Raw genomic sequence first — 17,212 nt, 5'->3', positions numbered from 1 at the left:
CTGCACGTGCAGCATGGTATGACCAGACGACTCTAAAGAAGGACGTGATTCATGGCCCATGACGGACAGGATATGACCCAGATGACGACATCCGCGATTTTGCCCGACCTTCTGACGCTGACCCGCGCGGCCCTGCCTGCCGTTGAAGCAGTTTTTGAACGCGCCCGCGAGTCGGTCCGCGGGATAGTCACCGCTGACGGCCGGGTCTCTGGCGCGTTGATTGAAGCCAATCAAACCGCCGCCCACGGCCTTTCGTGGTTGGCGACGTACAACCAATCACTACAACAGATGCAACGCTGGGCCGAAGCCCTGGATGCAGATGGCAAATTTGGCGAAATGGAACAGCTGTTGCATCAGATCGCCTTTGGTGAGTACCTGCATCAGGTCGCAGGTGGCATCCCGATGAACCAGGGTGAGGTCGTGCGTCTGCAAGATATGGGCCTTGGTTGGGACGCCCTGTCCGGTTTCCAATGCACTGAAGTCCAGACGCTGATGGCTCAGGCCAACACACAGGCCGCCCGCACACAACTGGTTGGTCTTATGGGTGATCAGGCCGGTTCCACCATGTTCGGCGCCTCGGGTCTGGATGAAGAACTGGAAATGATCCGCGACCAATTCCGCCGCTATGCACAGGAAAAGGTTGAACCGAACGCCCATGACTGGCACCTCAAGGACGAGCTGATCCCGATCGAAATCATCGAAGAACTGGCCGAAATGGGCGTCTTCGGCCTGACCATCCCCGAGGAATTCGGCGGCTTCGGCTTGTCCAAAGCCTCGATGTGCGTGGTGTCCGAGGAACTGTCGCGCGGTTACATAGGCGTCGGCTCGCTGGGCACCCGGTCCGAGATCGCGGCCGAGCTGATCATCGCAGGCGGCACCGACGAGCAAAAGGCCAACTGGTTGCCGAAACTGGCCAGCGCCGAGATCCTGCCGACCGCTGTGTTCACCGAACCGAACACCGGATCCGACCTTGGCAGCCTGCGTACACGCGCCGTCAAGGATGAGAACGGCGATTACCAGATCACCGGCAACAAGACCTGGATTACTCACGCGGCCCGAACCCATGTGATGACCCTGCTGGCGCGGACCAATCCGGACACTACCGATCACCGCGGCCTGTCCATGTTCCTAGCTGAAAAAACACCCGGCACGGACGAGAACCCCTTCCCCACCCCCGGCATGACCGGTGGCGAGATCGAAGTGCTGGGCTATCGCGGCATGAAGGAATATGAGCTGGGTTTTGACGGTTTCCATGTGAAAGGTGAAAACCTTCTGGGTGGCGAAGAGGGCAAAGGCTTCAAACAGCTGATGGAAACCTTCGAGTCGGCCCGTATCCAGACCGCCGCCCGCGCCATCGGCGTGGCACAAAGTGCGCTGGATATCGCCATGCAATACGCGCAGGACCGCAAGCAATTCGGCAAATCGCTGATCAACTTCCCCCGTGTCTCGGGCAAGCTGGCGATGATGGCGGTTGAGATCATGATCGCGCGGCAACTGACCTATTTCTCGGCCTGGGAAAAGGATCACGGCCAGCGCTGCGATCTTGAGGCAGGTATGGCCAAACTGTTGGGCGCGCGTGTGGCCTGGGCGGCTGCGGACAACGGTCTGCAAATCCATGGCGGCAACGGCTTTGCGCTGGAATACAAGATCAGCCGCGTTCTGTGCGACGCACGTATTCTGAATATTTTCGAAGGGGCTGCTGAAATTCAGGCTCAGGTTATCGCAAGACGACTGCTGAGCTGACGGTTTTCGGTATTCCCGTTTCCCCAACTGACCCGGCCCTGGCGCCGGGTCTTTTTCTGTTCGGGGCAGGTTGTGATCCGCTGATGGCGAACTTCCCCTTTGATCTCAGGTACGAACCTGGTTAGAGCATCCTGCGCTCAAGAAAGAATGGCACGAAAAATGACCAGACGACTTTTCGCACTGTGTGCGGTTCTAGCGGCAATAGTCCTTGGCGGATGCGCGACCAAGCAACCGACCGTCGGCCAAAGCGATATTGACGATCTGGCGATGGCCATCCAGGCCCTTGGCCCCGAGGTCGATCCGGCCGAGGCAAACAAAGCCGCCACGATTGCCTACTCTTATTCCCAGCAATTGAAGCAGGAATGGAACGTCACCGACTCGGCCATCATCCACAACGCCAAGGTCATCAACGGCTTTCGCGAGTTTGGGCTGTGCAATGATTGGGCCCAAGCCATGACCACACGTCTGAAGCAAGAGAATTTCCGCACGCTGGACCTGCACTGGGCGACTTCCCCGCCGACGACGTTTCGGATCATCCACCACTCGGCTCTGATCAGTGCCAAGGGGGATTCGATGTATGACGGGATCATTCTTGACCCCTGGCGGGCCAGCGGCGCACTGACATGGGCGCCTGTCCGGGAAGATACCAAGTATAACTGGCGCCCTCGTCTGGAGGTCCGGGAAGAATTGATTAGCGGCGAGATCCCCTACTGACGTCGGTTCCGTCCGCTCAAAGGTTGCGCTAAGACCATCCCATGACCCGCCTGATCCTGACCCTACCCCTGCTGGCCCTTTTCCAATGCGACAAAGACGAAACCGTCGCTGCCTACGGCGCGGCTGATCAAACATGGGCGTTGCAGGAAATCGATGGACAACCCTTTGAGACCAGCGCCCTGTTGCGCTTTCCCAAGGAAGGCAAGATAGCAGGAAATGCCCCTTGCAACAGCTACAGCGGTACTCTGAACGCGCCATATCCGTGGTTTGAGATTGCAGACCTCACTGCGACCCGCGCCGCCTGTGCCGGGCTTGAGGCTGAAGGGTTCTACTTCGCAGCCCTTATGGCCATGACTCAATCCGAGGTCTCTGGTGATGTATTGATCCTGCGAAATGAAGACGGGCACGAGATGGTGTTTACAGCCGTCGAGTAAACTGATCCACAAATCGTGCCCGCGCCTCTGGCAACGGGTGGTGCCCCAGCGACGGGGCCACGCGGTGTTCCAGAAAATACCCGGTCGTTTGCAAACCCGCTGCGATCTCTGCGTCCGGCGCAGCGCCTTCTCCGCGCAGGCAAGGCGGCAGAGGTAACAGCTTATCCGCCCATTCCCCTGCCGCTTCGCCGCTGACCGCCCGACCGGATTTGGGCGAGACATAAATAAGCCCCTCACGTGCGCCCGTCACGGCGCATACGGACAAATCAAGCCCGAACCCAAGCTCTTCCAACATGGCCAGTTCCCACCGTAGATAAGCCAGCGGCCAGATTTCATCCTGGCCCAGCAAATCCATCAGCTGTTCCGTCTGATTGTAGACGGCAGGGTGCGGCTCTCGTTCCGGCAGACAAAAGGACAACAAGGAGACAACAGCGTTTAACCCGGCCAGCGCCAAGCGCCCCGAAAACGCCGCCGCCGCGCGGGATCGCAGGGGTTCAACCTGAAACGTTCCGATATGTTCCTCAAGTCGCGCGCGCCACAGAACGTCCAACTGCGCCCCCGGTTGCAGGATCGGCGCGGTCTTGCGGCTGGCGCCCCCGCGCACAACCCCAGCATGGCGACCGTGGCCTTCGGTAAAAACCTCAATGATCGCCGCCGATTCGCCGTGGCGGCGCGAGGTCAGAAGGATGCCGTGATCACGCCAATCCAAAGTGGGCTCCTGATGGGTATAGAACTTCCCGGCCACAAGACCGCAACAACCGATCATGCGCAAGATATATGCCGGTTCCGCTGCAATTCTGTAAAAGTCCCCAGACCTTCCGACAAATGCTATGATCAACGGCACCGGCGCGCTGCTGGGGCAGGTTCATTGATTGATTTGAACGGGATACGCCCCGAGAACAGACAGGAGTACACCATGAAAACACCTTTTTTCACCTCACCTTCCGACTACCCTGAACCCCTGAACGTTCTTGGCGACAAAATCACTGTGCTAGCACGTCTTGAACAGATCGGGGATTATGCAGTCACGCTCAATTACGGTCACGAAGGCAATGGCCCACCGCCCCACACGCACCCTTGGGATGAGACCTTTTTTGTGGTGAAAGGCGAGGTCGAATTTGTCATGGACAAGGAAACCAGAAGCGCCCCCGCCGGTACGCTGGTTCATTTCCCGGCCGGGACAGTACACAGTTTCAAGTTTGGCCCCGGGGGCGCACATCTGCTTGAGATAAGCGGCAGGGGTTCGCGCGCCATCGAGATGTTCGCGGGCCTTGATCGCGAAGCGCCGGGCCCCGTTCAGGACGGTGCAAAAATTGCCGAGGTATTGCGCAAAACCGGGGTGGAACTGGCTGGATAAGAGTGGTTTCTTTGCGCGTCAATCGACAATTGTCTGTGCGGTATCAATACCTCCGATTTTGACGCGACAATTAGATTCAGAAGTATGCCCTGATCGCACTAGGCCAATCCCGGTCCCCCATGGCTCCAGGTTTTCGGAGGATAGTCGCAGGTCGGGTAGTCTAGAGGGAAAAACTGAACCAGAAGGGCAATTAGAACCTTACTCTGAATGCAAAGCCGACCAATGGTGCCGTTTCGTAATTCTGGCGACTGAGTTCCGAACCATTTGCATCGTCCAACGTCAAACGGCCATCCAACTCAGCCCCTGCAAAGACATTCAACGAAACGCCAGGATTGGGACTGTAACCTAACGCCAGCACAACAGGGATGCTTTTGTCTTCACCCACCCCATCCGGAGCCAAGCCATCTCCATCCAATCGAAACCGTATTCTCTCGGAGCGAGCCGAAAGCGACAGGTTCATTTCGTTATTTAGCGCGTAGCTGAGCGTGAGTCCTGGACCTTGCGTAGCACCAATCCCTGAGCCTGTGTTCAAGTTCCAGCGGTCGTTTATATCCCAATCCACCAACAAGGCTGGGAAGAAATCGATATCGTCATCCTCCAACTGCGAAAACACGCCAAATGCAGGGCCGATGGTAAGACGCTCACTTAGCTTCCATGCAATACCCGCAAAAGCTCCATAGGTACGTCCGTCCGAGGCAGTAACGCCGCTTTGATAGTCCCATCTGATCTGTGGCGATATAAAGGCGGTGGCTGTATTTCCAACTCGAAACCGCACTGGCAAGGAAACGCGAATGTCTCGGATATCTTCCCAAGGCTGGTTATTTGCTTCGCTAAAGTTGTAATCGAACCTACCGAAGCTAGCCGACACCCCAACGGAGTTCCCTCCGTCCTTGCTATAAAGCGCGGTGGTTCGCACAAAAGCACGGCTTGCCGAGAACTCTCCACCTCCACTCAAACTCGCATCGCCCTGAAAAGCAGCAAGCCCGTCAAGTTGATAGATCCAACCCAATCTGGGCTGCGCCGCTGCGGAAGTCGCTGTGCAAACCAAGAGCAAAAAGGGAAGACGGCAGGCTAACAAGAAGGTTTTCATAAATTCCAAACTCTTAGGAAGGGGGCACAATTCCAGATAGTATTTCAGTGTGCAGGGTGTAACCCAAAATAGAAATAGATTGTTAGACTTTGTCCGCCAGACCAAGCTGCAGTTAATCCAGCCCTTCTTCTCCAAGAAGATGCCGCCCCTGCCGGTCTTCTACCTCAATCACCCAAAGGTCTGGGTCAAAGCTGCGCTGGCGTCGGATGGCTTCATCCACATCCATTTCCACACCGCTGGAGAGTTCAACCCATTTGCGCTCGCCGCTCATCAGATCAAAGCTGCGTTGGAAGGCCACGGCCCGCCCGTCCAGTGTGTTCAGCTTGACCAGCACCGCGCCAGCCGTATCGTCCCCGTGGGCCACTACGTAGGCCGGGATGTCCTGAAACCGCAGCCTTGCCAGATAGGCGTGGACCCAGAAATCAGCCGTCAGACGCGTCATGCGTTGCCGTCTTTGAAATCCAGACCCATTTCCGAATATCGCTCGGATTCTTCCAGCCAGTTCGGGCGCACCTTGACCTGCAGGAACAGATGAACCTTGCGGTCGAGGAACTCTTCCAACTCGGCCCGCGCTGCCTGGCTGACGGCCTTGATGGTCTCGCCGCGTTTGCCCAGAACGATACCTTTGTGACCGTCGCGCATGACATAGATGACCTGATCGATCTTGGCGGACCCGTCCTTGCGTTCCTCCCAGTTCTCGGTCTCGACGGTCAACTGGTAGGGCAGTTCCTGATGCAGGCGCAGGGTCAGTTTCTCGCGCGTCATCTCGGCGGCGATCATGCGCATCGGAAGATCGGCAATCTGATCTTCGGGATACAGCCACGGCCCTTCGGGCAGTTCTGCGGCCAGCCACTTACGCAGATCGTCCACACCATAGCCGCGCTCGGCCGAGATCATGAAAGTTTCGGCAAAAGGATAGCGCGCGTTCAGATCGCTGGTCAGCGCCAGCAGTTTCTCGGACGGAACCTTGTCAATCTTGTTGATCGCCAGCGCGATGGTACGGCCCTGCCCGATCTCTTCCAGACCTTCGAGGATGCGTTCGACCCCTTCGGTGATGCCGCGATGCGCCTCAACCATCAGCACCACTACATCAGCATCCGCAGCTCCGCCCCAGGCGGCCGCGACCATGGCGCGATCCAGACGACGGCGGGGTTTGAACAGGCCGGGCGTGTCAACGAATACCAGTTGCGCATCCCCTTCCATCGCCACACCACGAATGCGGGCGCGGGTGGTTTGCACCTTATGCGTCACGATCGAGACCTTAGCCCCGACCATGCGGTTCAGAAGGGTGGATTTGCCTGCGTTGGGCTCTCCGATCAGGGCGATAAATCCGGCGCGTGTGGTCATGTGTGATGCGATCCTGTTTGCAAGTGCGCACCCCTATAGCAGAAAGGCCTCGCGGGCCAGAGGCATTTGTCGCATTGCGGCCAAGCGGTCGGAATGGCATCACCGGATCAAGCCACGCCAATAACAGCCAGGCAATCCTTCTTTTCATGAGGCTGATATGAACCGTCGCGAGTTTCTTTTGGGTAGTGGCGCTGCCACAGGGGCGTTGGGTCTAGGTGGCTTTGGTTTAGCGGCAGGTGCGCAAGAGCTGGTCGTCCAACCCGCCAGCTTTGCCCTGCGCGATCAGGTCACCACCGGTATGGTCAGCCTGTCGCCCGACGCGCCGCCTCCGGTTTTACATGGCAAGCAGGGTGAGGTGATGCGCCTGCCGGTGCGCAACACCCTGCCTGATTATACGGCGATGCATTGGCACGGGCTGCGTATTCCGAATAACATGGACGGGGTGCCTTATCTGACCCAAATGCCGGTTGGACCGGGTGAGGCGTTTGACTATGAATTCACGCCTCCGGATGCGGGCACTTATTGGTATCACCCTCATTGCATGACGATGGAACAGATGGCCCATGGCCTGACCGGAGTGCTGGTGATCGCCGAGACCGAAGATCTCGGTTTTGACAGCGAGCAGGTGATCAACCTGCGTGATTTCCGCCTGAATGATGACGGGTCGTTCCTGCCTGCCTACACCGCGCGCGGGGCCGCAAGGGCGGGAACCTTTGGTAATGTGCAAACGGCGAACTGGCTGGATGGGCCGGTTTATGATCACGTCGCAGGCAGCCTTGTGCGTTTGCGCGTGGTAAACACGGACACAACCCGCATCTACAAGGTGCATCTGAACGGTGCCGAAGCCCGAATTATCGCATGGGACGGTCATCCGGTCGAAGTTGACTTTCCATTGCCCAGTGCCGATGACCCCTTGCTGATTGGACCCGGACAGCGTGTGGATTTTGCTTTGAAAATGCCACTAGGCGAGGGTCAGACTGTCGATCTGATGGCCAAGTTTCCTGGACAGCCGCATCGCTCCATGACCCGCTTGCGTGCAGTTGGTGCGCCCGTCTCGCGCGAGCTGCGCGAGCTGCGCCCCCTACCCGTGAACCCCACAACAAAACCGGATCTGGCGAATGCCGAATTGCACGAATTTGTCTTTGGCTGGACACCCGAAGGAGGCGAACCGACCAATGGGTTTTGTGGCTCTCTGGGGTATAACTTCTGGTCGATCAACCGAAGGCCTTGGCCGGGGGATGCGGCGAAAGGGGTTGGTCCGTTGGCCACGCTGCAACGAGGTAAAAGTTATGTTTTGCGATTGCGTAACGAGTCACCGAACCTGCATCCGATCCACCTGCATGGGTTGGCTTTTGTACCGATAAAATCGAACCTTCGCCCGTTACCACCATTGCTGACCGACACGATGTTGCTGTTGAAAGATGAGGTGGTCGAGATCGCGTTGGTCGCCGACAACCCGGGCGACTGGGCGTTTCATTGCCACGTGATCGAGCATCAGAAAACCGGGCTAACCGGATATATTCGGGTGGATTGAGGTTCAGTTTGACCACACCAATACGGGCGAAAGGGGGCTTGCCTTCTGCCCAAGACCACAATCTACTTAGGTAGGTTTTCCAACAGCGATTTGGCTGCGGCCTGTTCTGCCTGACGTTTTGAACCTGCGGTTGCCTGAGCCTCGGTGCCGTCTTGCAGTCGAGCGGCAATCGTGAAGACGGGGGCGTGATCCGGGCCGCTGCGCTTGATCTCGACATAAGACGGCGGCTTTTGGCCCCGCGCCTGCGCCCATTCCTGCAACGAGGTTTTGGCGTCCCGCGCATCAGCTTCGACCGTGTGGATACGATCCCCCCAAAGCGCCAGAATAACATCCCGCGCCGCTTCGAACCCGGCATCGCGATAGATCCCGGCAATGACCGCCTCCATCGCGTCGCCCAGCAGGGCCTGTTTACGGCGGCCGCCAGACATCATTTCCGACCGGCCCAGTTTCAACACCGCGCCCAGGTCGATCTGACGGGCCACGTCAGCGCACGCCTCCTTGCGGACCAGCGCATTGAAGCGGGGGGCAAGTTGGCCTTCGGATGCCTTCTTGTCGGCCTCAAGCAGAGCCGTCGCCATGACCAAGCCCAGAACGCGATCGCCCAGAAACTCCAGCCGTTGATTGTCGGGTCGGGTCGCCGAAGAGACCGATCCATGAGTCAACGCGCGTACCAGCAGTTCGGGGTCTGCGAACTCATACCCCAATCGCTGCTGAAACGCTTTTATCTCGGCGGAAAGCTTCAATTGATCGCCTTGAAGAAGCGGTCACCACGCCAGGTCCAGAAGAACAGCATCGACCGACCCGCGGACGAGAACATGATCCGATCAGCACGACCAATCAGGTTTTCATAAGGAACATACCCCACGCCCCCGGCGGATTGTGGCAAGCGGCTGTCGCTGGAATTGTCGCGGTTGTCACCCATGAAGAAATAGTGGCCTTCGGGCACAGTATAAATGCCGGTATTGTCCGAACCCTGATCGGTGATGTTCAGCACGTCGTAAGAGACCCCGTTGGGCAAGGTTTCGATCAGACGGCTCTTTTCGCAGACACCGCCAATGCCGACAGGCCCGTTCTCGCAGCGCGGGCGCAGGCCTTGCGGGCCTTGAGGTTCGGCGGTTTCGGTAAAGACGCCGTCGGGTTGTTGCGGCACTGGTGTACCGTTCAAGATGATCTGCCCCTCACGGACCTGAACGCGATCCCCCGGCAGGCCGATCAGCCGCTTGATATAGTCGCGCCCGGTGACGGGATGACGGAAAACGATGACGTCGCCGCGCTCGGGCTCACCACCCCAAATGCGCGTGTTGTCACCTTTCATCCAACCGCAAATATCTTCCGCATCGACGTTCAAGCCGACGCTGGGAATAATCAGGCTTGGGCACGAGGCATAAGAATAGCCATAGGCCATTTTATTGACGAACAGGAAGTCCCCGATCAGCAACGTCTGTTTCATCGAGCCGGAGGGAATCCAGAACGGCTGAAAGAACAGGGTACGGAAAACACCCGCGATCAATAGGGCATAGACGATGGTTTTGATCGTCTCCCACACGGGATTTCCGGTTTTGACGTCCTCGGCCATACTGCTCTCCGGTCCTTTGGTTGTTGGGGTGCTACATGCGGGGCCGACGGGGGCAAGTCAAGGCTGCGTGGCGTTATCTTGAAGTGGTCGGGCCTCGATCACCACGAAGGCCTGTGCCCAAGGGTGGTCGTCTGTCAGAGTGACATGGATGATGGCTTCATGGCCCTCGGGCGTCATCTCTTTCAGACGTTCGGCGGCCCAACCGGTGACATGCATGACAGGTTGGCCTGTACGCAGGTTAGTGACCGCCATATCCTTCCACGCGATACCCATGCGCAGGCCGGTGCCCAGCGCCTTGGAACATGCCTCTTTCGCGGCCCAGCGTTTGGCATAGGTCCCGGCCGTATCGGCGCGGCGCTCGGCCTTGGTCTGTTCAGTATCGGTGAAAACACGATTGCGGAACCGGTCGCCAAACCGGTCGAGCGTACCCTGAATGCGTTCGATATTTGCGAGGTCTGTGCCAATGCCAAGGATCATAGTTTGTGGTTTTCCTTCTTTAGAAAAGCCGAGTATCCCTTGTTCACTCCCAAAATGAAGGCGTACCGACAAAAAACAAACGAAATCAGCATACAAAGCGTGAGTTCTATGATCCGCGAGACATTCACAAATAACCTGGGAACCTCTCCGAGCAGATAGAAAATTGAGAGGATCACGAGGAAGAAAAACGTCACAGTCAGCACCATCTGCCTTGCGATGATCCAACTCTTAAAGGTAGGGCCCAAGGATTTACCTCTAATACCTTTTGCCATGCCGTACAGTGACGCAGAAAAAACCATTGCAATGGACAGCGGCAGTGTTTGGAAGGGCCATTCGAAGTCTAACCATCTTTGTATCAATCCAAGGGTGACTAAGGTCGAGAAAAAGAAGGCTAAATAGCCTAACCGATCCAGCCCGACCTTTTGGTTTGAATCAAACCGCAACGTCACAGCTACCAACGCTCCTGTAGCTTTGGCGGAAAAGATTCAGCGTTTTCTTCCGGAAACATCACACCTCCAACACCACAGTACCCAGCTTTTGCCCGGTCTCGACCTTTGCATGGGCAGCAGCGGCATTCGTGAGGTCGCCCGCCGGAACCACCGCGTGGCTCAACACTTTTTGCTCCAGCCATTCCGTTAGCTGCGCCTCCCCCCTGCGCCGTGCAACAGCATCCAGTTGATAAACAATCAACATATGCAAGCGGATGTTCTTGAACATGAAACCGTAGAAATCGAGCTCTGGTCGCATTTGCGACACGGAAGAATAACTTGCGATGGTACCACCCGGCCGGATTAGTGCCAGAGACGCATCCTGATTTGCCGCAAAGTCCACTTCGACAATACGATCAACGCCCGCGCCGTCTGTCATATCCAATACAGTCTCAGCCACGTTTTGGGTGCGGTAATTCACAAATTCCTTTGCACCAGAGTGCGTTGCTTTTTCCTGCGAACTGACCGTGGTGATAACCCGAGCCCCGCCAAGAGCGGCCATTTGGCAGGCGTAACGCCCCACAGTCCCCGCCCCGCCGGTCACCAGGATAGTTTTGTCAGCGATCGGCCCGTCAGCATACAAGGCATACCATGCGGTCATTGCCGGAATCCCAAAACACGCACCTTCGGCGAAACTGGTAGTGTCAGGAAGAGTAACGGCCTGCTCTGACGGTAAAGCGATATACTCAGCAGCGGTTCCGAACGCGCGTTGCCACTGGCCATTCCAGATCCAGACCCTTTCACCAACCCGGGACGGATCGACACCTGAGCCAACGGACACAATTACTCCGGCACCATCCGAATGTGGAATGACAAGCGGGTGCTGCATGACAGCGCCTGGCCGCGCGCCACCCCGCAACTTAACATCTGATGGATTGATTCCGGTGGCTTTGATCTGAACCACAACTTCACCCAGCCCAGCCACCGGATCGGGCATATCAATCAGTTCAAGCACGTCCTCTGCTGGACCAAAATTACGATATGAAATTGCTTTCATTGCATTACCCCATCTTCCGACAATGGTGATATGAAGCGGTCAGCCCCGCGCTTCATCCATCAGCCGACGCATCTCGGCAATGGCAGGGGTGAGGCCGCGGAAGATCGACTCGCCGACCAGAAAGTGACCGATGTTCAGTTCGCGCACCTCGGGGAACGCGGCGATGGGTTGCACCGTGTCATAAGTCAGACCGTGACCTGCGTGAACTTCCAACCCCAGCGAGTGGGCAAAGGCGGACATCTCGCGCAGTGATTCTAGTTCGCGTGCGGCTTCGTCCAACCGACCCTCGGCGTGGGCGTCGCAATAGGCGCCGGTATGCAGTTCGATCACTTCGGCACCGATGCGGTGGGCCGCTTCGATCTGGCGCTGGTCGGCTGCAATAAAGATCGACACGCGACACCCCGCCTTGCGCAAAGGGGCGATGTAATGGGCTAGCTTGTTTTCCTCGCGCGCAACCTCAAGCCCGCCTTCGGTGGTTCGCTCTTCGCGTTTTTCGGGAACGATGCAAACCGCGTGCGGTTTGTGGCGCAGGGCGATCTGCTGCATTTCGGGCGTGGCGGCCATTTCAAAATTTAACGGCACCGACAGAACCTCCATCAGCCCATCGATATCAGCGTCCGAGATATGGCGGCGATCTTCGCGCAGATGCGCAGTGATGCCGTCGGCACCGGCCTCTTCGGCCAACTTGGCTGCACGCAAAGGGTCGGGATAAGCCCCACCACGCGCGTTCCGCACGGTGGCCACGTGGTCGATATTCACGCCCAGACGCAGGTGTTTGTCAGACATCGCTTGATTCCTTTCCCGAATTCCGGCCCGAGCCTAGAGGGTTTGCCACCGGAACGGCAGCCTTGGTTTCGGCCAAACGCTTGATTTCATCGAATTTCGCCTTGATCCGGGCGCGGCGGCGCTGCTGATAGGTGCGTACCACCGGCAGGCTGAGATAGTAGCAGATATACCCGGCAATCAGCCCGGGGAAGATGCCACCAATCAAGTAGGGAAAGAAAACCTCATCATAAAAAACACTTAGCCCGCGCCAATCGGCATCGCGGCCCGTGAACATCGCCATGAAGTTGTTCTTCAGGTCACTCAACGCCTTGAAGAAGCTGTCCATCAAGCCGTGGGTTTCTTCCTCTTCAAAGTCGTCACCCAAAAGGAAATGGCCCGTTTGCAGGCAGACGACCCCGATGGGCACATAAGTCAGAGGGTTGCCAAAGAAGGTACCGCTGAGCGATGCCAGCAAATTGCCATTGAAAATCCGGCTAAGCAGGGCCGCGATAAAGAAGTGGAACCCATAAAACGGCGTGAACGCCGTGAACACGCCCACTCCGACACCACGCGCGATACGCTCAGGTGAATCGGGCAGCCGCCGGATGCGGTGTTTGACGTAATGAAAGGCACGGGTCCAGCCGCCGCGCGGATAGATGAATTCCGAAGCGATCTGAATGGGCGAGCGTCGGTCTCGGCGCTTGAAAACCACTCCTGATCACCCCTTCTCAGCCTGCCGCAACTGCGGTTTTTTCCCGATTCCGATGCCGCTCGACCGCGGCAACGTCGCTTTCAGCCTCAAGCATCAACATCAGCGAATGCAACTGTTCAAGGTCACGCAGTTCGACAGAGATCAGAAGACGGTAAAAATCCGGTTTGCGGTCAACGAACTCCAGGTTTGAGATATTGGCCTTTTTCTCACCGATCAACGTACAGATACGCCCCAACACCCCAGCGTCATTGCCGATGGTCAGGTCCAGCGTCACCCCATAAACTGCCGGGTGTGTGCCCGAATGCCAGTGCAAGTCGACCCATCGATCCGGTTCGCTTTCATAGTCGGACAAGCGATCGCAATCGATGGCATGAACCACCACGCCCTTGCCGCGAAAAGTGATGCCGACGATGCGTTCGCCCGGCAACGGCTGGCAACAGGGCGCGCGGTCGAATTTCTGCCCAGGCTCCAGACCAATCACAGCACGACGAGGGGAAATGGCGTCGCCATCGTCTTGGGTCAGCTCCGGGTAAACGGCGCTGACTACATCATGTGCTGTTAGCTCAGCGCTGCCGAGGCGGGCCAGCAGCTCGTGCCGGTCTTTCAGACGCAGGTGCTTGGCTGCGGTGTCCAGCGCCTTGTCGGTGGCCTTGCGCCCGACATGATCAAACCCTGAACGTGCGAGTTCTTTGCCCAGTTTGATGAACCGTTCACGATCCACCTCGCGCAGGGCGCGACGGATGGCCGTGCGGGCCTTGCCGGTAACTGCGATTTCAAGCCATGTGACCTGTGGGGTTTGCCCATCCGCAGTAATCACGTCCACCGATTGCCCGTTCTTGATCCGGGTCCACAGCGGCACACGGATACCGTCCACCTTGGCCCCGACGCACGCATGGCCGATCCTTGTGTGGATGGCATAAGCAAAATCAATCGGCGTCGCGCCGCGCGGCAGTTTCACCACATCACCCTTGGGCGTGAAGCAGAACACCTGGTCCGAATACATCTCAAGCTTGACGGCTTCGAGGAAATCTTCGTGATCATCCTCGCTGTCGAACTGTTCGGTCAGATTGGCAATCCACTTGGCGGGATCGACTGCAAACGGGTTTTCCGACCGCACACCATCGCGATACGACCAGTGCGCCGCAACACCGGTTTCGGCCACGTCATGCATCTGACGGGTGCGAATCTGAACCTCGACCCGTTTGCCATCACGCCCTGACACCGTCGTGTGAATCGAGCGATATCCGTTCGATTTCGGCTGGCTGATGTAATCCTTGAACCTTCCCGGCACCGCGCGCCAGCGCTGGTGGATAGCGCCAAGGGTACGGTAACAGTCTTCTTCGGTCTGGGTGATGATGCGGAAGCCATAGATGTCGGACAGGCGTGAAAACCCCTGATCCTTTTCCTGCATCTTGCGCCAGATCGAATAAGGTTTTTTGGCACGGCCAAACACTTCTGCCTCGATCCCGGCCTTTTCAAGCTCGTGCCGCATATCGCCGGTGATGCGGTGGATCACATCGCCAGTTTCCCGTTGCAGAGTAATAAAGCGGCGGATGATAGATTGGCGGCCTTCAGGGTTCAGCACTCGGAAGGCGAGGTCTTCCAGTTCCTCGCGCATCCACTGCATACCCATCCGTCCCGCAAGTGGCGCGTAGATATCCATCGTCTCGCGCGCCTTGACCACCTGCTTTTCCGGACGCATCGCTTTGATGGTGCGCATGTTGTGCAAACGGTCGGCAAGCTTGACCAGAATAACCCGCAGGTCCTTGGACATAGCCATGAACAGTTTGCGGAAATTCTCGGCCTGTTTGGTCTCACGGCTGGACAGCTGCAGATTGGTCAGCTTGGTGACGCCATCGACCAGCTTGGCGACCTCATCCCCGAACAGCTCGGACACTTTGCCATAGCTGGCCTTGGTATCCTCGATCGTGTCGTGCAGCAGCGCTGTGATAATTGTCGCATCGTCCAGACGCTGTTCGGTCAGGATGGCGGCAACGGCAACGGGATGGGTGAAATAGGGTTCGCCGGAATGGCGGAACTGACCGTCATGCATCTGCATCCCGAACTCATAAGCCCGGGCGATGCGGTCGGCATTGGTTTTGGGATTATAGTTGCGGACCAGCGCAATCAGGTCTTCAGCAGAAATCATCCGGTCCGCACCTTCGTGTTTGGGGGTTACCCCTGGCCTTGAGCCTCCATCAGAGCGCGCAGCAGCTTCTCTTCCGACATGTCATCCTCGACCGGTTTGTCCGATTCCGCACCCATCAGCAGAGCCATCTGATCTTCTTCTGGCTCATCCACCTCGATCTGGGTCTGGTTGGCTTCGATCAGACGCTCGCGCAGCTCGTCGGCACCTTGGGTTTCGTCCGCGATCTCGCGCAGCGACACAACAGGGTTCTTGTCGTTGTCACGGTCGACGGTGATCGATGCACCGGCGGAAATCTCGCGCGCACGATGGGCGGCAAGCATCACCAGTTCAAACCGGTTTGGAACCTTGTCTACGCAATCTTCAACCGTCACGCGGGCCATGGGGCGCTCTCCGTTACTGAATCCATGTCAGGAAGACGTTTATCTAAGGGCGAATCCCCGCCTTGACAAGCACGAAATGGCGTCAATTGCACCATTCACAGAGGGGTTACAGCCTCGACATCCTCGGTAGGCAGACTTGCGACCATCTCGGTGACGGTCCGACCAAGCACCGGGTGCCGCCAATCAGGGGCTACATCCGCCATCGGAACCAACACGAATGCCCGGTCCTGCAGGCGCGGATGCGGCAAGATCAATTGCTTGGGCGCCTGCTGTTTCTGCGCCTCGGGCGGCAGGTTAAGCCAATGGTCGTATTCAGCAGGATCCGGCAGTATAAGATCGTCATAAAAGACCAGATCCAGATCCAATGTCCGCATGCCCCACCGTTGCACCCGCTCGCGGCCAAATTCGTGTTCGATCTCATGCAGTAATTGCAGAACCTCGGCCGGGGTCTTTTCAGTCTCGATCAATGCAGCCGCATTGACGTAATCCGGCCCAGCTCCGGCAGGGAAACAAGGGGTCTCGAAAAAGCGGCTGACGGCGCGAATCACTACCCCCTGACGCAAAATCGCGTCAATAGCCCTTTGAAGTGTCACGTTGGGCCCAGATGATCTCAAATTGAGATTCGCACCCAGTGCAATCACTGATTCTGACAAAGATTTGCTCCTACTACTCGCTATATTCGGTGAATTGCATGGTTGCGATACATGATAAAAGCCCTAATTATAGGCATATCAGCGCGCCGCCTATTTTCTAGCTCACTCACCTAATCATCCGGCGTTCTGGTTAGTACCGGAAGGATCTATTTATGTTTTATAAAGACGAACGGCTAGCGCTGTTCATCGACGGCTCGAATCTTTATGCGGCCGCAAAAGCACTGGGGTTTGACATCGACTATAAATTGCTGCGCCAGGAGTTCATGCGCCGCGGCAAGATGCTTCGTGCTTTCTACTACACAGCGCTATTGGAAAATGACGAGTATTCGCCGATCCGTCCCTTGGTTGACTGGCTGCATTACAACGGCTTCACGATGGTGACCAAACCGGCAAAAGAATACACCGACAGCATGGGGCGTCGGAAAGTCAAAGGGAACATGGACATCGAATTGACCGTTGATGCCATGGAACTTGCACCGCGCGTTGATCATATCGTGCTGTTTTCGGGCGATGGGGATTTCCGCCCGCTGATTGCCAGCCTTCAGCGCCAGGGCGTGCGTGTTTCGGTTGTTTCGACCATCCGCAGCCAGCCGCCGATGATTTCGGACGAGCTGCGTCGCCAGGCCGACAATTTCATCGAACTGGAAGACTTGCGCGATGTGATCGGGCGGCCTCCGCGCGAAATGCCGATGGAGCCACGCAGCGTTGCGGCTGCAGGCGGGCAATAAGCACCGGCCACCTATCAAACCGGGGAAAGTAATCGGCGCGGTCAGTGTCTCAATCCTGACCGCGCCTT

At 57.3% G+C, this 17,212-nt stretch carries 20 protein-coding genes; 6 read left to right on the top strand and 14 right to left on the bottom strand.

The window, feature by feature from the left end:
* Positions 1 to 51: 51 nt before the first annotated feature.
* From ACR0AJ_RS14070 to ACR0AJ_RS14060, 3 genes are all read left to right on the top strand, one after another.
* Complete coding sequence (locus ACR0AJ_RS14070) at positions 52 to 1,743, top strand: acyl-CoA dehydrogenase family protein (RefSeq protein WP_170411310.1); 1,692 nt, start codon at positions 52 to 54, stop codon at positions 1,741 to 1,743.
* 159 nt (positions 1,744 to 1,902) lie between these two features.
* Complete coding sequence (locus ACR0AJ_RS14065; RefSeq protein ID WP_480648020.1) at positions 1,903 to 2,457, top strand: hypothetical protein; 555 nt, start codon at positions 1,903 to 1,905, stop codon at positions 2,455 to 2,457.
* Between the two features lie 41 nt (positions 2,458 to 2,498).
* Positions 2,499 to 2,891: an META domain-containing protein gene (locus ACR0AJ_RS14060; protein ID WP_480648018.1), complete on the top strand. Its 393-nt coding sequence runs from the start codon at positions 2,499 to 2,501 to the stop codon at positions 2,889 to 2,891.
* Here ACR0AJ_RS14060 and recO read toward each other — a convergent pair.
* The gene (recO, locus tag ACR0AJ_RS14055; RefSeq protein WP_480741132.1) at positions 2,875 to 3,600 is read right to left on the bottom strand and encodes a DNA repair protein RecO; all 726 of its coding nucleotides are present in this window, start codon (positions 3,598 to 3,600) and stop codon (positions 2,875 to 2,877) included. The genes ACR0AJ_RS14060 and recO overlap by 17 nt on opposite strands.
* A gap of 207 nt (positions 3,601 to 3,807) precedes the next feature.
* Here recO and ACR0AJ_RS14050 point away from each other — a divergent pair, with 207 nt between their 5' ends.
* Positions 3,808 to 4,248 carry a cupin domain-containing protein gene (locus ACR0AJ_RS14050; protein ID WP_480741131.1) on the top strand — a complete coding sequence of 147 codons (441 nt, stop codon included), beginning with the start codon at positions 3,808 to 3,810 and terminating at the stop codon, positions 4,246 to 4,248.
* Between the two features lie 190 nt (positions 4,249 to 4,438).
* Here the strand turns inward: ACR0AJ_RS14050 and ACR0AJ_RS14045 are convergent, their stop codons facing one another.
* The 3 genes from ACR0AJ_RS14045 to era form a co-directional block, all read right to left on the bottom strand.
* Positions 4,439 to 5,338: a hypothetical protein gene (locus tag ACR0AJ_RS14045; RefSeq protein ID WP_480741130.1), complete on the bottom strand. Its 900-nt coding sequence runs from the start codon at positions 5,336 to 5,338 to the stop codon at positions 4,439 to 4,441.
* Positions 5,339 to 5,450: 112 nt separating this feature from the next.
* Positions 5,451 to 5,780, bottom strand: a complete 330-nt coding sequence (locus ACR0AJ_RS14040; protein WP_480741128.1) for a DUF1491 family protein — start codon at positions 5,778 to 5,780, stop codon at positions 5,451 to 5,453.
* Positions 5,777 to 6,685 carry a GTPase Era gene (era, locus tag ACR0AJ_RS14035; RefSeq protein WP_170350374.1) on the bottom strand — a complete coding sequence of 303 codons (909 nt, stop codon included), beginning with the start codon at positions 6,683 to 6,685 and terminating at the stop codon, positions 5,777 to 5,779. Before era ends, ACR0AJ_RS14040 begins: the two co-directional genes overlap by 4 nt.
* Before the next feature lie 157 nt (positions 6,686 to 6,842).
* Between era and ACR0AJ_RS14030 the strand changes: the two genes are divergently transcribed.
* Entirely contained in the window at positions 6,843 to 8,219 is a 1,377-nt protein-coding gene (locus ACR0AJ_RS14030) for a multicopper oxidase family protein (protein ID WP_480741127.1), read from the top strand.
* A gap of 62 nt (positions 8,220 to 8,281) precedes the next feature.
* Here ACR0AJ_RS14030 and rnc read toward each other — a convergent pair whose 3' ends face one another.
* The 10 genes from rnc to folK all read right to left on the bottom strand — a co-directional run bounded on the left by rnc (position 8,282) and on the right by folK (position 16,440).
* Positions 8,282 to 8,962, bottom strand: a complete 681-nt coding sequence (gene rnc, locus ACR0AJ_RS14025) for a ribonuclease III (RefSeq protein WP_480741125.1) — start codon at positions 8,960 to 8,962, stop codon at positions 8,282 to 8,284.
* Positions 8,959 to 9,795, bottom strand: coding sequence for a signal peptidase I (lepB, locus tag ACR0AJ_RS14020; protein WP_170350371.1), 837 nt, complete (start codon positions 9,793 to 9,795; stop codon positions 8,959 to 8,961). The genes rnc and lepB overlap by 4 nt, the downstream gene beginning before the upstream one ends.
* A 57-nt stretch (positions 9,796 to 9,852) precedes the next feature.
* The gene (gene acpS / locus ACR0AJ_RS14015) at positions 9,853 to 10,272 is read right to left on the bottom strand and encodes a holo-ACP synthase (RefSeq protein WP_170350370.1); all 420 of its coding nucleotides are present in this window, start codon (positions 10,270 to 10,272) and stop codon (positions 9,853 to 9,855) included.
* Positions 10,269 to 10,721, bottom strand: coding sequence for a hypothetical protein (locus ACR0AJ_RS14010; RefSeq protein ID WP_480648006.1), 453 nt, complete (start codon positions 10,719 to 10,721; stop codon positions 10,269 to 10,271). Before ACR0AJ_RS14010 ends, acpS begins: the two co-directional genes overlap by 4 nt.
* Before the next feature lie 58 nt (positions 10,722 to 10,779).
* The gene (locus tag ACR0AJ_RS14005) at positions 10,780 to 11,757 is read right to left on the bottom strand and encodes an NADPH:quinone reductase (RefSeq protein ID WP_170398677.1); all 978 of its coding nucleotides are present in this window, start codon (positions 11,755 to 11,757) and stop codon (positions 10,780 to 10,782) included.
* 39 nt (positions 11,758 to 11,796) lie between these two features.
* On the bottom strand, positions 11,797 to 12,543 hold the full coding sequence (locus ACR0AJ_RS14000; protein ID WP_480648004.1) for a pyridoxine 5'-phosphate synthase: 747 nt from the start codon (positions 12,541 to 12,543) through the stop codon (positions 11,797 to 11,799).
* On the bottom strand, positions 12,536 to 13,234 hold the full coding sequence (locus ACR0AJ_RS13995; protein ID WP_170360028.1) for a DUF2062 domain-containing protein: 699 nt from the start codon (positions 13,232 to 13,234) through the stop codon (positions 12,536 to 12,538). Before ACR0AJ_RS13995 ends, ACR0AJ_RS14000 begins: the two co-directional genes overlap by 8 nt.
* Before the next feature lie 16 nt (positions 13,235 to 13,250).
* A complete protein-coding gene (locus tag ACR0AJ_RS13990) occupies positions 13,251 to 15,383 on the bottom strand; it encodes a RelA/SpoT family protein (RefSeq protein ID WP_170360026.1) in 2,133 nt (710 codons plus the stop codon).
* A 26-nt stretch (positions 15,384 to 15,409) separates the two neighbouring features.
* A complete protein-coding gene (gene rpoZ / locus ACR0AJ_RS13985; protein ID WP_170350365.1) occupies positions 15,410 to 15,763 on the bottom strand; it encodes a DNA-directed RNA polymerase subunit omega in 354 nt (117 codons plus the stop codon).
* 95 nt (positions 15,764 to 15,858) lie between these two features.
* Positions 15,859 to 16,440 (bottom strand): 2-amino-4-hydroxy-6-hydroxymethyldihydropteridine diphosphokinase, encoded by a 582-nt coding sequence (gene folK / locus ACR0AJ_RS13980; protein WP_480741212.1) that lies wholly within the window; start codon positions 16,438 to 16,440, stop codon positions 15,859 to 15,861.
* A gap of 128 nt (positions 16,441 to 16,568) precedes the next feature.
* Between folK and ACR0AJ_RS13975 the strand changes: the two genes are divergently transcribed.
* Entirely contained in the window at positions 16,569 to 17,144 is a 576-nt protein-coding gene (locus ACR0AJ_RS13975) for a LabA-like NYN domain-containing protein (RefSeq protein WP_058283597.1), read from the top strand.
* The last annotated feature ends 68 nt before the right edge of the window (positions 17,145 to 17,212 follow it).

The organism is Ruegeria sp. CJ9 (genome assembly GCF_056536625.1).
The sequence above is the reverse complement of the archived record's forward strand: the minus strand, read 5'-3'. Positions and strand labels throughout refer to the sequence as shown.

Bases quoted from the DNA above. Each gene is read 5' to 3' on its own strand.
- ACR0AJ_RS13975 (WP_058283597.1), top strand. From the start codon at position 16,569: ATGTTTTATAAAGACGAACGGCTAGCGCTGTTCATCGACGGCTCGAAT.
- ACR0AJ_RS14050 (WP_480741131.1), top strand. From the start codon at position 3,808: ATGAAAACACCTTTTTTCACCTCACCTTCCGACTACCCTGAACCCCTG.
- ACR0AJ_RS13990 (WP_170360026.1), bottom strand. From the start codon at position 15,383: ATGATTTCTGCTGAAGACCTGATTGCGCTGGTCCGCAACTATAATCCC.
- lepB (WP_170350371.1), bottom strand. From the start codon at position 9,795: ATGGCCGAGGACGTCAAAACCGGAAATCCCGTGTGGGAGACGATCAAA.
- acpS (WP_170350370.1), bottom strand. From the start codon at position 10,272: ATGATCCTTGGCATTGGCACAGACCTCGCAAATATCGAACGCATTCAG.
- ACR0AJ_RS14030 (WP_480741127.1), top strand. From the start codon at position 6,843: ATGAACCGTCGCGAGTTTCTTTTGGGTAGTGGCGCTGCCACAGGGGCG.
- ACR0AJ_RS14070 (WP_170411310.1), top strand. From the start codon at position 52: ATGGCCCATGACGGACAGGATATGACCCAGATGACGACATCCGCGATT.
- ACR0AJ_RS14065 (WP_480648020.1), top strand. From the start codon at position 1,903: ATGACCAGACGACTTTTCGCACTGTGTGCGGTTCTAGCGGCAATAGTC.
- era (WP_170350374.1), bottom strand. From the start codon at position 6,685: ATGACCACACGCGCCGGATTTATCGCCCTGATCGGAGAGCCCAACGCA.
- ACR0AJ_RS14060 (WP_480648018.1), top strand. From the start codon at position 2,499: ATGACCCGCCTGATCCTGACCCTACCCCTGCTGGCCCTTTTCCAATGC.
- ACR0AJ_RS14000 (WP_480648004.1), bottom strand. From the start codon at position 12,543: ATGTCTGACAAACACCTGCGTCTGGGCGTGAATATCGACCACGTGGCC.
- ACR0AJ_RS14040 (WP_480741128.1), bottom strand. From the start codon at position 5,780: ATGACGCGTCTGACGGCTGATTTCTGGGTCCACGCCTATCTGGCAAGG.
- ACR0AJ_RS14005 (WP_170398677.1), bottom strand. From the start codon at position 11,757: ATGAAAGCAATTTCATATCGTAATTTTGGTCCAGCAGAGGACGTGCTT.
- rpoZ (WP_170350365.1), bottom strand. From the start codon at position 15,763: ATGGCCCGCGTGACGGTTGAAGATTGCGTAGACAAGGTTCCAAACCGG.
- ACR0AJ_RS14045 (WP_480741130.1), bottom strand. From the start codon at position 5,338: ATGAAAACCTTCTTGTTAGCCTGCCGTCTTCCCTTTTTGCTCTTGGTT.